Raw genomic sequence first — 15,258 nt, 5'->3', positions numbered from 1 at the left:
CGGGCGCGAAGACGCCGCGGTCCGTGACAGCAAGCCTACGGGCAACACCGTAAGCATCTTCGCGGGCCGCGAGTTGAGCGCCGCCTCCGACTCCACCCGGAGTTCCGCACCATGACCAACTGGCTTCGCAACGGCTGGCCGACGCTCGCGATCATGCTGGGCGCATCGGTGTGGGGGATGATCTGGTATCCGCTGCGCATGCTCGCGGCGCTCGGCGTGACCGGCACGGCGGCCAGCGCACTGACCAGCGCCGCCGGCTGTCTGTTCGTGCTGATGGTGCGCTTTCGCGCGCTCAAAACGGTGCGCTGGCACTGGCTGCTGCCGGCTCTCGCGCTGGCGGCCGGCATTACCAACCTCGGCTTCGTGTGGGGCTCGATCCACGGCCAGGTGATGCGCGTATTGCTGCTGTTCTATCTCACCCCGGCCTGGACCGCGCTGTTCGCGCACTTCATCCTGCATGAACGGCTGACGTGGGCGGGCGCGGGTCTCGCCGCGCTGTCGCTGGCCGGCGCGATGACCATGCTCTGGTCGCCGCAACTGGGTATTCCCGTGCCCGGCAATCTCGCCGAATGGGCGGGTCTGGCCGGCGGCATGGGCTTCGCGATGAGCAACGTGCTGATCCTGAAGACGAGCCGGGTGCTGCCCGACATGAAGCCGGAAATGCGCACCGCGACGATTTTCGGCGGCGCGGCGATTTTCAGCGCCTGCGCGTCGCTGTTCGAAGCGATGCCCACGCCGCCCACCGGCGCGCATCTGGGCACGGCCGGACTGCTGGTACTTGGCCTCGGTCTGCTGCTCGCGTCGAACAATATGCTGGTGCAATACGGCCTCGCGCGCGTGCCGGCTAACCGGGCGTCGATCATCATGCTGTTCGAGATCGTCGTGACGGCGTTGTCGGCGTGGCTGTTCGCCGGCGAGTCGCCCGGTCCGCGCGAATGGGCCGGCGGCGCGTGCATCGTGCTGGCCTCGGCGCTGTCCAGTTGGGTGCATCGGACCAAGTCGATGCCGCCCGATCCGGCCAGCGAAGACACGAGCTCCGCCGACCCGCAGGAAGCCGACCGTAAGGACGGCAAAAACCGCCCACGCGCGATGGTATGATTGCCCCTCATTAGCCGGCGCATGCTTGAACGCGTGTAGCCGGCGCCCGTATTCCGAGGGTTCGAAGGGGGTCGCGGGCCGCGCCGCAGCAACGGCGAACGGCCGGCGCGGCCTTCGCGAGCCACCTATTTTTTCCCTTTTCAAACAGCGAAATCGCCGTGCGTCTGACCTCGATCAAACTCGCTGGCTTCAAGTCATTCGTCGATCCTACGCATTTCCAGGTCCCGGGCCAGCTAGTCGGCGTGGTCGGACCGAATGGATGCGGCAAGTCCAACATCATCGACGCCGTGCGCTGGGTGCTCGGCGAATCGCGCGCTTCCGAGCTGCGCGGCGAGTCGATGCAGGACGTGATCTTCAATGGCTCGACCGCGCGCAAGCCGGGTAGCCGCGCCAGCGTCGAACTCGTGTTCGACAACGCCGACGGCCGCGCCGCCGGCCAGTGGGGCCAGTATGCCGAAATCGCCGTGAAGCGCGTGCTCACGCGCGACGGCACCTCGAGCTACTACATCAACAATCTGCCGGCGCGTCGCCGCGACATTCAGGACATCTTCCTCGGCACCGGCCTCGGGCCGCGTGCGTACGCGATCATCGGGCAGGGCATGATCGCGCGCCTGATCGAGGCGAAGCCGGAAGAGCTGCGCGTGTTCCTCGAAGAAGCCGCAGGCGTGTCCAAATACAAGGAACGCCGTCGCGAAACCGAGAACCGTCTGCACGACACGCGCGAGAACCTGACGCGGGTCGAGGATATCGTCCGCGAACTCGGCGCGAATCTCGAGAAGCTGGAAGCGCAGGCGATCGTCGCGACCAAATACAAGGATCTGCAAACCGACGGCGAAGAAAAGCAGCGTCTCTTGTGGTTGTTGCGCAAGAACGAAGCCGGCGGCGAGCAGGAACGCCAGCAGCGCGCGATCGAACAGGCGCAGATCGACCTCGAAGCGCAAACCGCGAAGCTGCGCGAAGTCGAATTGCAGCTCGAAACGCTGCGCGTTGCGCATTACTCCGCGAGCGACGCGATGCAGGGCGCGCAAGGCGCGCTCTACGAAGCAAACTCGGAAGTCAGCCGGCTCGAAGCCGAGATCAAGTTCATCGTCGAATCGCGCAACCGCGTGCAGGCGCAGATCGCCGCGCTGACCGCGCAGCGTGAGCAGTGGCAGTCGCAGGCGCAAAAAGCGCAAGACGATCTCGAAGACGCCGAAGAGCAACTGGCCGTCGCCGAAGAAAAAGCCGCGCTCGCCGAAGACGAAGCCGCCGCCAAGCACGACGCCATGCCCGCGCTCGAAGCGCGCTGGCGCGACGCGCAGACCGAGCTTAACGCCGAGCGCGGCGGCATTGCGCAGACCGAACAGGCGCTCAAGCTCGAAGCCGCGCATCAGCGCAATGCCGACCAGCAATTGCAGCAACTGCAGCAGCGTCACGAGCGGCTGAAGACGGAATCGGGCGGTCTCGACGCCCCCGACGAAGCCCAGCTCGAAGACCTGCGCATGCAGCTCGCCGAGCACGAAGAAGTCCTGCACGACGCGCAAGCGCGTCTGGCGGACGCGCAGGAAACGCTGCCGCGCCTCGACGGCGAACGGCGCGCCGCGCAGGAACGCGTGCAGTCGGAAAGCGCGCAGATTCATCAGCTCGACGCGCGCCTCGCCGCGCTCAAGCAACTGCAGGAAAACGTCCAGACCGAAGGCAAGATCCAGCCGTGGCTCGAGAAGCACGAACTGGGCGGTCTGCCGCGTCTGTGGAAGAAGCTGCACGTCGAAGCCGGCTGGGAAGCCGCGCTGGAAGCCGTGCTGCGCGAGCGGCTCGCCGCGCTCGAAGTGTCGAACCTCGACTGGGTCAAGGCCTTCGCGACCGACGCGCCGCCCGCCAAGCTCGCGTTCTACGCGCCGCCGGCCGCGGGTCAGCCGGTCGCCGCAGCGGCCGCGTTGCGGCCGCTGCTGTCGCTGGTGCGGATCGACGACGCCGGCATTCGCGCGGTGCTCAACGACTGGCTGGGCCTCGCGTTCGTCGCCGACGATCTGCAGCAGGCGTTGGCCATGCGCTCGCAATTGCCGGAAGGCGGTTCGTTCGTCGTCAAGGCGGGTCACGTGGTGACGCGCGTCGGCGTGCAGTTGTATGCGGCCGACTCCGAACAGGCCGGCATGCTGGCGCGTCAGCAGGAAATCGAGAACCTCGGCCGCCAGGTGCGTGCCCAGGCTTTGCTCGCCGACGAGGCGAAGGCCGCCGCGATCCGCGCCGAAGCCGCTCACACGCAAGCCGCGCAAGCGCTGACCGACGTGCGCCAGCAGGCCGAGCGCGCCACGCAGCGCGTGCACGCGTTGCAGATGGACGTGCTCAAGCTCACCCAGGCGCACGAGCGTTACACGCAGCGCAGCACGCAGATTCGCGAAGAACTCGGCGAGATCACCGCGCAGATCGAAGAGCAGCGCGCCATGCGCGCGGAGTCGGAAGCGAACTTCGAGCGTCACGACGGCGAACTCGCCGAATTGCAGGCGCGTTTCGAAGATCATCAACTGGCTTTCGAAGCGCTCGACGAACAGCTCACCGCCGCGCGCGGCCAGGCGCGCGATCTCGACCGTGGCGCTACCGACGCACGTTTCGCCGCGCGCAACATGGCGAACCGCATCGAGGAATTGAAGCGCAGCATCCAGGTCGCGCACGAGCAGAGCGAACGCGTGGCGGGTTCGCTGGAAGACGCGCGTGGCGAGCTCGAAACGATCAACGAGCAGACCGCGCACACCGGTCTGCAGGACGCGCTCGACATTCGCGCGGTCAAGGAAGAAGCGCTGCATGCCGCACGCCTCGAGCTGGACGATCTGACCGCCAAGCTGCGCGCCGCCGACGAAACCCGTCTGACCGCCGAGCGCGCATTGCAGCCGCTGCGCGACCGCATCAACGAATTGCAGTTGAAGGAACAGGCGGCGCGCCTGAACGGCGAGCAGTTCATCGAACAACTGGCGGCGGCTGGTGTCGACGAAGCCGAGTTGCAGGCCAAGCTCACGCCGGACATGAAGCCGTCGTACCTGCAAGGCGAAGTCACGCGCATCAACAACGCGATCGCGGCGTTGGGTCCGGTCAACATGGCCGCGCTCGACGAACTGAAGGCGGCGAGCGAGCGCAAGAGTTTCCTCGACGCGCAATCGGCCGACCTGAACAGCGCAATCGAAACGCTCGAAGACGCCATCCGCAAGATCGACGCGGAAACGCGCACGCTGTTGCAAGGTACCTTCGAGCAGGTGAATCACCATTTCGGCGAACTCTTCCCGCGTCTGTTCGGCGGCGGCCAGGCGAAGCTGATCATGACCGGCGACGAAATTCTCGACGCCGGCGTACAGGTGATGGCGCAACCGCCGGGCAAGAAGAATTCGACGATTCACCTGTTGTCGGGCGGCGAGAAGGCGCTGACCGCCACGGCGCTGGTGTTCGCGATGTTCCAGTTGAATCCGGCGCCGTTCTGTCTGCTCGACGAAGTGGACGCACCGCTCGACGACGCCAACACGGAACGTTTCGCGAACCTCGTGCGGGCGATGTCGGACAAGACCCAGTTCCTGTTCATTTCGCACAACAAGATCGCGATGGAAATGGCCCAGCAGCTGATCGGCGTGACCATGCAGGAACAGGGCGTGTCGCGGATCGTGGCCGTCGACATGGAATCGGCCGCGGGTTTCGCCCAGAATATCGGTTAAGTTTTCGGTTGAGTTGAGCATCGCGGGCGTCCGCGTTCAGCGCAGCGGCCCGTGGCCGCGCGACAGGTGAACGGGGCGTAACGGCCGCGCACATAAAAGAATTGCTGATGGAGCATGCATGGACGAGTTGACACTCGGTTTGATCGGCGCGGGCGCCGTAGTGGTCGGGGGCGTGGTCGTGTACAACGCGTGGCAGGGTGCGAAGGTGCGCCGCAAGATGCCGCGGCCCATGCCGGCCGAGACCGCCGAAACGTTCGCGCGGGACGAGCAGGAAGAGCAGAGCCCGTTCATCGAACCGGCCCGGCCGACCACGCGGCGCGAGCCGGTAGTCGGTTCGGACGCGATGGCGGAATCCGGCGCGGCGCGGGTCGAGCCGACCTTTGGTGTGACGGCGGGCGCGGTGGCCGCGCCGCTCGATACGCCGGCCGATATTCAGGCCGAGACGACCACGCCGAACGGTTATCCGGAAGCGGAAGGCGTGGCGCAAGCCGAAGGCGGCGAGGCCGCTGGGGTGGCCAACACGGCGCGTCATGCCGACGAACCGAACGAGCCGATTCTGCCCGCCGCCACGACGATTTCGTCGGCGCCGCCGGCTATCGTCGATCGTCGCATCGACTGTATCGTGCCGATTCGCCTGAATGGTCCGGTGGCCGGCGACAAGGTGATTCCGCTCGCGCAGCGTCTGCGCCGCGCCGGCAGCAAGCCGGTGCATATCGAAGGCAAGCTCGAAGGCGGCGCGTGGGAGTTGCTGCAAAACGGCGCGCGCTATGAAGAACTGCGCGCGGCCGCGCAACTGGCCAATCGCAGTGGCGCGCTCAACGAACTGGAGTTTTCGGAGTTCGTGACCGGCGTGCAGCAGTTCGCCGACGCGCTGGATGCGTCGCCGGAATTTCCCGACATGCTCGAAACGGTGGCGATGGCGCGCGAACTCGACGGTTTCGCCGCGCAGTGCGACGCGCAGTTGTCGATCAACGTGCTGTCGGACGGCGCGCCGTGGTCGGCCAATTACGTGCAGGCGGTCGCGTCGCAAGACGGTTTGCTGCTGTCGCGCGACGGCACGCGCTTCGTCAAGCTCGACGCCAAGCAGAGCCCGGTGTTCATGCTGCAATTCGGCGATACCAACTTCCTGCGCGACGACCTGACCTACAAGGGCGGCCAGATGATCACGCTGGTGCTCGACGTGCCGGTCGCCGACGAAGACATCCTGCCGTTCCGGCTGATGTGCGACTACGCGAAATCGTTGGCCGAGCGCATCGGCGGTCGGGTGGTCGACGACGGCCGTCGTCCGTTGCCGGAAACCGCACTGCTGGCGATCGAAAAGCAACTCATGACGCTCTACGCGAAACTCGAACAGGCGGGCATTCCGGCTGGTTCGCCGGCCACGCGGCGTTTGTTTAGCCAGTAAGCCGCACTGTTTCGTTGATGTTCGTAACGGCCGCACGATGTGCGGCCGTTGTCGTTTCAGACAACTGCTTTACGGCGCGTCTCATGACGTGCCTTACGGCATGTTAGCGAACGTAAATTCCGCGCCGTAAGAACACCGCAATGAACCCCGAAACCGTCATTCGGCCGATGTAAAGGGGCACGCTTCCTGCGATAATCCAATGTCTGAATTTCACTGAAAAATCTTCCGACAGTATGGCCCGAACCCCCGCTTCCCCTCCAGCAGACAGCGCTCCCGCAGAACGGGCCGCGTGGTTGCGCGCGGAACTCGAACGCGCCAATTACGCGTATTACGTGCTCGATCAGCCGGACCTGCCGGACGCCGAGTACGACAGGCTCTTCAAGGAGCTGGAGCACATCGAGACGGAGCATCCGGATCTGATCGTGCCGGATTCGCCCACCCAGCGCGTGGGCGGCGAGGCGGCCAGCGGCTTCGAGCCGGTCGTACACGACCAGCCCATGCTGTCGCTGAACAACGGTTTTGCGGATGAGGACATCGTCGCGTTCGACAAGCGCGTCGGCGATTCGCTCGGCAAGAATGCGAGCGAGCCGCCGGTGCCGGTCGACTACGCGGCCGAACTGAAATTCGACGGCCTCGCGATCTCGCTGCGCTATGTGGACGGCGTGTTCGTGCAGGCCTCCACGCGCGGCGACGGCGCGACTGGTGAGAACGTCACCGAAAACGTCCGCACGATCCGCTCCATTCCGCTCAAGCTCAAGGGCAAACGCGTGCCGCACGTGCTCGACGTGCGCGGCGAAGTGCTGATGTTCAAGCGCGATTTCGAGCGTCTGAACGAACGGCAGCGCGCTGCCGAGCAGAAGGAATTCGCCAATCCGCGCAATGCCGCGGCAGGCAGTTTGCGGCAGCTCGATTCGAAGATCACCGCGCAGCGGCCGCTGTCGTTTTTCGCGTATGGCATCGGCGTGGTCGACGGTATCGAGATGCCGGCCACGCACAGCGACCTGCTCGACTGGTACAAGGAACTCGGTTTGCCGGTGAACGGCGAACGGGCTATGGTGCAGGGCGCGGAAGGGCTGCTGGGCTTCTTCCACGCGGTCGGCGAGAAGCGCGACACGCTGCCGTACGATATCGACGGCGTGGTCTACAAGGTCAACCGGCGCGACGAGCAGGACGCGCTCGGTTACGTGTCGCGCGCGCCGCGTTTCGCGTTGGCGCACAAATTCCCCGCGCAGGAAGCGCTGACCCAACTCGTCGCGATCGACGTGCAGGTCGGCCGCACCGGCGCGATCACGCCGGTGGCGCGGCTGGAGCCGGTGTTCGTCGGCGGCGCGACGGTCACGAACGCCACGCTGCATAACGAAGACGAAGTGCGGCGCAAAGACATCCGGATCGGCGACACGGTGATCGTGCGGCGCGCCGGCGACGTGATTCCCGAAGTGGTGAGCGCGCTGCTCGAACGTCGTCCGGAGAACGCGCGCGAATTCGTGATGCCCATGCAGTGCCCGGTGTGCGGCTCGAATATCGAGCGGCTGCCGGACGAGGCGATCGCGCGCTGTACCGGCGGGCTGTTCTGTCCGGCGCAGCGCAAGCAGGCGCTGTGGCACTTCGCACAACGTCGCGCGCTGGATATCGACGGTCTTGGCGAAAAGATCATCGATCAACTGGTCGAGCAGAATCTGGTGCGCACGCCGGCCGATCTGTTCAACGTCGGCTTCGCGACGCTCGCCGAGCTCGACCGCTTCGCCGAAAAGTCCGCGCAGAACCTGCTCGATTCGCTCGACAAGGCCCGGCACACCACGTTGGCGCGGTTCATTTACGCGCTCGGGATTCGCCACGTCGGCGAATCCACGGCGAAAGATCTGGCCAAGCATTTCGGTTCGCTGGATCCAATCATGGATGCATCGGTCGAAGCTTTATTGGAAGTCAACGACGTGGGGCCGGTGGTCGCGGAGTCGCTGCACCAGTTTTTCGCCGAAGAGCACAACCGCACGGTGATCGAGCAGTTGCGCGCACCGGGCAAGGTGACGTGGCCGGAAGGGCCGCCCGCGCCGAAAGCGCCGCAAGGCGTGCTGGCCGGCAAGACGGTCGTGTTGACCGGCACCTTGCCGAGTCTGGCGCGCGAAGAGGCGAAGGAAATGCTGGAAGCGGCCGGCGCGAAAGTGGCCGGCTCGGTGTCGAAGAAAACCGACTATGTGGTAGCGGGTGCCGAAGCAGGCAGCAAGTTGGCGAAGGCCGAGGAACTCGGCATTCCCGTACTCGACGAAGATGGGTTGCGTAAGCTCCTGGAGGGGCAGTTATGATTCGCGAAATTCTCAAGATGGGCGATCCGCGTCTGTTGCAGATCGCCGATCCGGTCGATCACTTCGATACGCCCGAATTGCATGAACTCGTCAAAGACCTGTTCGAGACCATGCACCACGCCAACGGCGCGGGTTTGGCCGCGCCGCAGATCGGCGTCAATCTGCAGGTGGTGATCTTCGGCTTCGGGAACAACGAGCGCTATCCGGACGCGCCTCCCGTGCCTGAAACGGTGCTGATCAACCCGACCATCACGCCGGTCTCGCTCGACATGGAAGAGGGCTGGGAAGGCTGCCTGTCGGTGCCAGGCCTGCGCGGCGCGGTAAGCCGTTTTTCGATGATCAAGTATCACGGCTTCGATCAGTTCGGCAAACCGATCGATCGCGTCGCCGAGGGGTTTCATGCGCGGGTCGTGCAGCATGAATGCGATCACCTGATCGGCAAGCTGTATCCGATGCGGATCAATGATTTCGCGAAGTTCGGTTTCACGGAAGTGCTGTTTCCGGATATGGATCCGAATAGCGACGATTGAGGCGGCCCTCGAGCTGCCGGTTGCTTGCTAGCTGTTTCCGGCAACGCCAACAAAAAACCCACGCAATTGCGTGGGTTTTTTTATTGAGCCTGAGGCTGCGTAAGCAGCCGGGGCTTGAGATGGTTGCTCAATCGGACCGCATCGAACCACCATCGCGGCGCATCAGAACGATTCGTCGGCCGCCAGATAACGCCATTGGCCCGGCGGCAGCGCGCCGAGCACCACACGACCCATCCGCACGCGCTTCAGGCCGATCACTTCGAGGCCGACCAGCTCGCACATACGACGGATCTGACGCTTCTTGCCTTCGCGCAGCACGAAACGCAACTGCTCGCCATTCTGCCAGTTCACCTGAGCGGGCTTCAGCGGCTGGTCGTCGAGCGACAGGCCGTGACACAGCAGATCGAGACTTTCCGGCGGGAAGTGGCTTTCGACGTCGACGGCATGCTCTCCGTACGCCACGCGCACCAGATATTCCTTGTCGATCTCCGAATGACCGCCGATCAACTGCTTGGCGACGCGGCCGTCCTGCGTGAGCACCAGCAAGCCGGTCGAATCGATGTCCAGACGGCCTGCCGGCGCCAACTGACGCAGATGCGAGACCGAGAAGCGGATCTCCGACTGATCGTCAGCCCAGCGATTTTCCGGCGTGACTAGCGTGATGGCCGGCTGATAGCCGTCTTCCGCCTGACCCGATACCAGCCCCACCGGCTTGTGGATCAGCACCGTCACCTGGCTCGCTTGCGCGGCTTCGGCGGCGGGATCGATCTCGATGCGCTGGTCCGGACGCACTTTGGTGCCGAGCGTATCGATCCGCTCGCCGTCCACCAGCACCCAGCCCTTTTCGATCCATTCGTCGGCTTCGCGGCGCGAGCACAGGCCGAGCTCGGACATCAACTTCGACAGGCGCAGCGTGCCCGGCGCGTCTTCGTAATCGCGACGCGGGGTGCGCGGCGCGGCATCGGCGTCGTTGTGTTCGGCGCGTGCAGCGGGCGCCGGGCCGCGCGGCTTGTCGGCGCGCGCGGGACGGTCGTCGCCGAAGCGGCGGCCGGCGGTCGGGAGCGTTTTGTCGAAGCTGCGGGCAGGGCGCTCGGTACGTTCACCGGTTCGAGCCGGACGGTCGCCGAATTCGCGTTTCGTGAATGAACGCTCGCCACGGTCACCGGCACCTTCAAACTTACGCGGGGGGCGGTCGCCACGATCACCAGCGCCTTCGAAACGACGCGGTGCGCTGTCGCTGCGCGGGCCGCGTTCACCACCGAAGCGCGGCCGGTCTCCGCCTTCGCGATCGTTGCGGACCGGACGGTCGCCACGTGCGCCGCCTTCGGACGGACGGTCTGCGCCCGGACGTGCACCGCTGAACGGGCGGCGTTCGCCGTCGTCGCGACGCGGGGGGCGGTCGCCGAAGCTGCGCGGTGCGCGTTCGCCACGGTCGCCAGCGCCTTCAAACTTGCGCGGTGCGCGGTCGCCACGATCACCGGCGCCTTCGAAACGGCGCGGTGGGCTGTCGCTGCGCGGGCCGCGCTCGCCACCGAAGCGCGGACGATCTCCGCCGTCGCGATCGTTGCGGACCGGACGGTCACCACGTGCGCCGCCTTCCGACGGACGGCCTGCGCCCGGACGTGCGCCGCTGAACGGACGGCGTTCGCCGTCGTCGCGACGCGGGGGGCGGTCGCCGAAGCTGCGCGGTGCGCGCTCGCCACGGTCGCCAGCGCCTTCAAACTTGCGCGGGGGGCGGTCGCCACGGTCACCGGCGCCTTCAAACTTGCGCGGTGCGCGGTCGCCACGATCACCGGCGCCTTCGAAACGGCGCGGTGCGCTGTCGCTGCGCGGGCCGCGCTCGCCACCGAAGCGCGGACGATCTCCGCCTTCGCGATCGTTGCGGACCGGACGGTCACCACGTGCGCCGCCTTCCGACGGACGGCCTGCGCCCGGACGTGCGCCGCTGAACGGACGGCGTTCGCCGTCTTCACGACGCGGGGGGCGGTCGCCGAAGCTGCGCGGTGCGCGTTCGCTACGATCACCACTACCTTCAAACTTACGCGGTGCGCGCTCGCCGCGATCACCAGCGCCTTCAAACTTGCGCGGTGCGCTGTCGCTACGCGGGCCGCGTTCGCCACCGAAGCGCGGACGATCTCCGCCTTCGCGATCGTTGCGGACCGGACGGTCGCCACGTGCGCCGCCTTCGGACGGACGTCCTGCGCCCGGCCGTGCACCGCTGAACGGACGACGTTCGCCGTCGTCGCGACGCGGGGGGCGGTCGCCGAAGCTACGCGGTGCGCGTTCGCCGCGATCACCACTACCTTCAAACTTACGCGGTGCGCGATCCCCACGATCACTACCACCTTCAAACTTACGCGGCGCGCGTTCCCCACGGTCCCCCGCGCCTTCACGTCGCGGCGGCCGATCGGACGACGAGCGACCTGCGCCACCCGCATCCCGCTCGCGAGAAAACGACCCCTCAGCGCGCGGCGCCCGTGCGCCCGCACCTGCCGGCTTTCCGCCGGCCGGCCGGGTGCCGGCACCCTTCGGCGCGCCGCCGCTTTCTCCGTGTGCCCCGCTGAAACCCGCCGTCGACGGTTTCGGTCCCACCGGGCGTGTCGGCTTACGCGCCGACGTGCTGCCGGTACGGACAGGGGCGCGTTCGGACGAAGCCGGCCGCGGGTGCTTGGCTGTTAATTTGAGTCGCATGAAATCTCACACTGCAATCGCGCGCAGCAGTTCGGTCTCGACCTGAATTTGCAGGCGGTTGTCCGACAGACCGTGTCCATCCAGCAGGAACACGTCTTCGACGCGTTCGCCGAGCGTATTGATCCGCGCCGAAGCGACGCCGACCCGATGCTCGGCCAGCACGCGCGCGATCGAATAAAGAAGGCCTGGCCGGTCGTTGGCCGACACGGACAGGATGTAATATTGGCCGCGTTCGTCGGCCCGAAGGTCGACGCGCGGCGTCACAGGGAAGGTCCGCGAAAGCCGCGACAAGCGGCCTTTCGACGGTCCGGGGAGCAGGGTGCCGTCGCCGGTGAGACGGGCGGTCAGTTCCTGTTCGACCAGATTGGCAATATCGCGATAATGCACGTCTTCTTCGGTATGCGCGACGAGGAAATTATCGAGCGCATAGCCGTGACGGGTCGTGCTAACCCGCGCATCCAGCACCGACAAGCCGTTGCGGTCGAAATACGCGCAAATCCCGGCGAACAGATCGGGCTGATCCTTCACGTACACCAGCACCTGCAGCGCCTCGCCGATCGGCGACGGACGCGCCCGCACGATCGGCGTGGCCGTTTCAACGTGACGCGACAGTACGCGGGTTTGCCACGCGATGTCGGCCGCGTCGTGACGCAGGAAATAGCCGATGTCGAGCTTGTCCCACAACGCCTTTTGCGCGCCGTCCGGTACGGTTTCGAGGCGCAGCAGCGCCAGCGCCTCTTCCTGGCGCGACTTCAGTTCCGAATGCGCGTCCGGCCGCGCGCCGCCGAGTACGGCCAGCGTGGCGCGGTACAGATCTTCGAGCAGCTTGCCTTTCCACGTATTCCAGACCTTCGGGCTGGTGCCGCGAATATCGGCCACCGTCAGCAGGTAGAGCGCGGTGAGGCGGCGCTCGGTGCCCACCAGTTCGGCAAAGCGCTTGATCACTTCCGGGTCGCTGGTGTCCTGCTTCTGCGCAACCTGGCTCATGGTCAGGTGTTGCTGCACCAGCCAGACCACCAGTTCGCCGTCTTCGCCCTCGATACCGTGGCTGCGGCAGAAGCGTCGCGCGTCGGCCATGCCGAGCGTGGAGTGGTCGCCGCCGCGCCCCTTGGCGATGTCGTGAAACAGCGCCGCCACGTACAGCACCCACGGCCGGTCGAAATTGGCGATCAACTGGCTGCAGAACGGGTATTCGTGCGCGTGTTCGGCGACCGCGAAGCGCCGCAGATTGCGCAGCACCATCAGAATGTGCTGGTCGACCGTGTAGACGTGATACAGATCGTGCTGCATTTGCCCGACGATGCGCCGGAAGTTCAGCAGGTAACGCCCGAGCACGCTGGTCTGGTTCATCAGCCGCAACGCGTGCGTGATGCCGGCCGGCTGCTTCAGGATTTCCATGAAGAGGCGGCGGTTTTCCGGATCGCGCCGCCAGTGCTGGTCCATCACGTCGCGGGCGTTGTAGATCGCCCGCAGCGTGCGCGCCGACAGGCCTTTGACGCCCGGCGTCAGTTCGTACAGCAGGAACGCTTCGAGGATCGCGTTCGGCTCGCGCTCGAACACGTCGTCGCTGGCGATTTCCAGCATGCCCTGTTTTTCGACGAACAGGTCCGTCAGCACCCGCGTAATCCCGCTCGTGGTCGGGAAAAGCTGGGCCTCGATGTTCTGGATCAGAATCGTAGCGAGCTGCGTGACAGCCTTGGCGGACCAGTAATAGCGCCGCATCAGCTGTTCACTAGCGCGCTTGGTAGCGGTCGGCTTGTAGCCGAAACTCTCAGCCACCGGCGTTTGCAGATCGAACACCAGAATGTCCTGCCGACGCCCGGCGACCACATGCAGCCGCGCGCGCAGCGCCTTCAGAAAGCTCTCGTTGCGGCGCAGTTCGCGCGCTTCGCGTTCGGTGATCAGGCCGCGCGCCTCGAGTTCGCGCCAGCTGCTACCGAAACCGGCCGCCTGGGTGATCCACAGAATCAGCTGAAGATCGCGCAGGCCGCCCGGGCTTTCCTTGATGTTGGGTTCGAGCGCGTACGGCGTGTCCTGAAACTTGGCGTGGCGCTGGCGCATTTCCAGCACTTTCGCCTGGAAGAACGCCTTCGGATCGAGCGCGTCGCGGTAACGCTTCGCGAAATCGTCGAACAGCGTCGCGCTGCCCGTAATGCGCCGCGCCTCGAGCAGCGAGGTACGCACGGTGACGTCGTTGGCGGCTTCTTCGAGACACTGCGACACGCTGCGCACGCTGCTGCCGAGTTCCAGCCCCAGATCCCACGCGAGGCTGATAAAACGCTCGATACGCGCTTCGAGATGCTCGATCGGCGCGTCCGGCAGCAGCACCAGAATGTCGATGTCCGAATGCGGCGCCAGTTCGCCGCGCCCGTAACCGCCGACCGCCAATAAAGCCAGCTCGGGCGGCAGTTCGCAGGTGTCCCAGGCGGCGCGCAGCGAGTTGTCCGTGGCCCGCGCCAGGGCGGCCATCAACGCATCGACGTTGGCGGCCGTCTTGAAGCGTTCCAGCAACTGGGCTTTGGCCACCTTGTAGTCCGCCTTGAGCGACGTGGCATGGGATGGGGCGACGGCGGGAACACTACTCATTGGCAGGCGGGTACGCGGACGGTTGGCGGGAGGCCGGTCAGGCCGTAGCCGCGACGACCGGCGGCCGCGCGGGCGTGTCGGCGGAAACGGTCAGCACGTCGTAGCCGGATTCCGTGACGAGCACAGTGTGTTCCCACTGCGCCGACAGGCTGCGGTCTTTGGTCTTGACGGTCCACTGGTCGGGCATGGTGCGGATATCTCGCCGGCCGGCGTTGATCATCGGCTCGATCGTGAAGATCATGCCGGCCTGCAGTTCGAGCCCGGTGCCCGGACGGCCGTAATGCAGAATCTGCGGGTCTTCGTGGAACACCGTGCCGATCCCGTGGCCGCAATATTCGCGCACCACGCTGTAGCCTTGGGCTTCGGCGTGTTTCTGAATGGCATAGCCGATGTCGCCGAGATGCGCGCCGGGGCGTACCTGGTCGATGCCGAGCCACATGCATTCGAAGGTGGTCTGAACCAGCCGCTTGGCCATGATCGAACCTTCGCCGACGATGAACATGCGGCTCGTGTCGCCGAAATAGCCTTCTTTAATGACGGTGACGTCGATATTCAGCGCGTCGCCGTTCTTCAGGGTTTTTTCGCCGGGAATACCGTGGCAGATCACGTCGTTGACGGAAATGCAGGTCGCTTTCGGGTAGGGCGGGTAGCCGGGCGGCTGATAATTCAGCGGCGCGGGCACGGTGCCCTGTTCCTTCAGCATGTATTCGTGGCAGAGGCGGTCGAGTTCGCCGGTCGTGATGCCGGCGGCAACGAACGGCGTAATGTAGTCGAGCACTTCGCTCGCCAGTTTGCAGGCGACGCGCATTTGCGCGATATCGTGTTCGTTTTTGAGCGTAATAGCCATGAGTCGGGCCTGAATTGCGATTTATTCTGAGATTATCGCACCATATCCCGGCTGCCGCAGGGTTTTGCGGGCCTGGCGCGCTGTCAGTCCGCCGGCCTCGTTTCAGGTAAGACCAGGTGCGTGT

The 15,258-nt window shown here is 65.6% G+C and carries 7 protein-coding genes and 1 pseudogene; 5 read left to right on the top strand and 3 right to left on the bottom strand.

Annotation, left to right across the window (positions count from 1 at the left end):
* Positions 1-111: 111 nt before the first annotated feature.
* From FA94_RS01695 to def, 5 genes are all read left to right on the top strand, one after another.
* Complete coding sequence (locus FA94_RS01695) at positions 112-1,098, top strand: DMT family transporter (RefSeq protein WP_035546210.1); 987 nt, start codon at positions 112-114, stop codon at positions 1,096-1,098.
* Between the two features lie 158 nt (positions 1,099-1,256).
* Positions 1,257-4,775 carry a chromosome segregation protein SMC gene (gene smc / locus FA94_RS01690; protein ID WP_035546209.1) on the top strand — a complete coding sequence of 1,173 codons (3,519 nt, stop codon included), beginning with the start codon at positions 1,257-1,259 and terminating at the stop codon, positions 4,773-4,775.
* Between the two features lie 118 nt (positions 4,776-4,893).
* A complete protein-coding gene (locus FA94_RS01685; protein ID WP_035546208.1) occupies positions 4,894-6,180 on the top strand; it encodes a cell division protein ZipA C-terminal FtsZ-binding domain-containing protein in 1,287 nt (428 codons plus the stop codon).
* 233 nt (positions 6,181-6,413) lie between these two features.
* A complete protein-coding gene (ligA, locus tag FA94_RS01680) occupies positions 6,414-8,480 on the top strand; it encodes an NAD-dependent DNA ligase LigA (RefSeq protein ID WP_035546206.1) in 2,067 nt (688 codons plus the stop codon).
* On the top strand, positions 8,477-9,010 hold the full coding sequence (gene def, locus FA94_RS01675) for a peptide deformylase (RefSeq protein ID WP_035546204.1): 534 nt from the start codon (positions 8,477-8,479) through the stop codon (positions 9,008-9,010). Before ligA ends, def begins: the two co-directional genes overlap by 4 nt.
* A gap of 162 nt (positions 9,011-9,172) precedes the next feature.
* On the opposite strand, the pseudogene FA94_RS39020 reads toward def, so the two are convergent.
* The 3 genes and pseudogenes from FA94_RS39020 to map form a co-directional block, all read right to left on the bottom strand.
* Positions 9,173-10,402: pseudogene (locus FA94_RS39020) on the bottom strand (pseudouridine synthase); the annotation flags it as partial.
* Between the two features lie 1,305 nt (positions 10,403-11,707).
* Entirely contained in the window at positions 11,708-14,287 is a 2,580-nt protein-coding gene (locus FA94_RS01665; protein ID WP_035546202.1) for a [protein-PII] uridylyltransferase, read from the bottom strand.
* Positions 14,288-14,324: 37 nt separating this feature from the next.
* Complete coding sequence (map, locus tag FA94_RS01660; RefSeq protein WP_035546201.1) at positions 14,325-15,134, bottom strand: type I methionyl aminopeptidase; 810 nt, start codon at positions 15,132-15,134, stop codon at positions 14,325-14,327.
* Between the last annotated feature and the right edge of the window lie 124 nt (positions 15,135-15,258).

It is taken from the genome of Burkholderia sp. 9120 (genome assembly GCF_000745015.1).
GTDB lineage: Bacteria > Pseudomonadota > Gammaproteobacteria > Burkholderiales > Burkholderiaceae > Paraburkholderia.
Note: the sequence above shows the minus strand (reverse complement) of the source record. Positions and strands in the feature narration are given on the sequence as shown.

Excerpts from the sequence above, each read along its gene's own strand:
- FA94_RS01695 (WP_035546210.1), top strand. The coding sequence starts at position 112 with ATGACCAACTGGCTTCGCAACGGCTGGCCGACGCTCGCGATCATGCTG.
- FA94_RS01685 (WP_035546208.1), top strand. The coding sequence starts at position 4,894 with ATGGACGAGTTGACACTCGGTTTGATCGGCGCGGGCGCCGTAGTGGTC.
- ligA (WP_035546206.1), top strand. The coding sequence starts at position 6,414 with ATGGCCCGAACCCCCGCTTCCCCTCCAGCAGACAGCGCTCCCGCAGAA.
- def (WP_035546204.1), top strand. The coding sequence starts at position 8,477 with ATGATTCGCGAAATTCTCAAGATGGGCGATCCGCGTCTGTTGCAGATC.
- FA94_RS01665 (WP_035546202.1), bottom strand. The coding sequence starts at position 14,287 with ATGAGTAGTGTTCCCGCCGTCGCCCCATCCCATGCCACGTCGCTCAAG.
- map (WP_035546201.1), bottom strand. The coding sequence starts at position 15,134 with ATGGCTATTACGCTCAAAAACGAACACGATATCGCGCAAATGCGCGTC.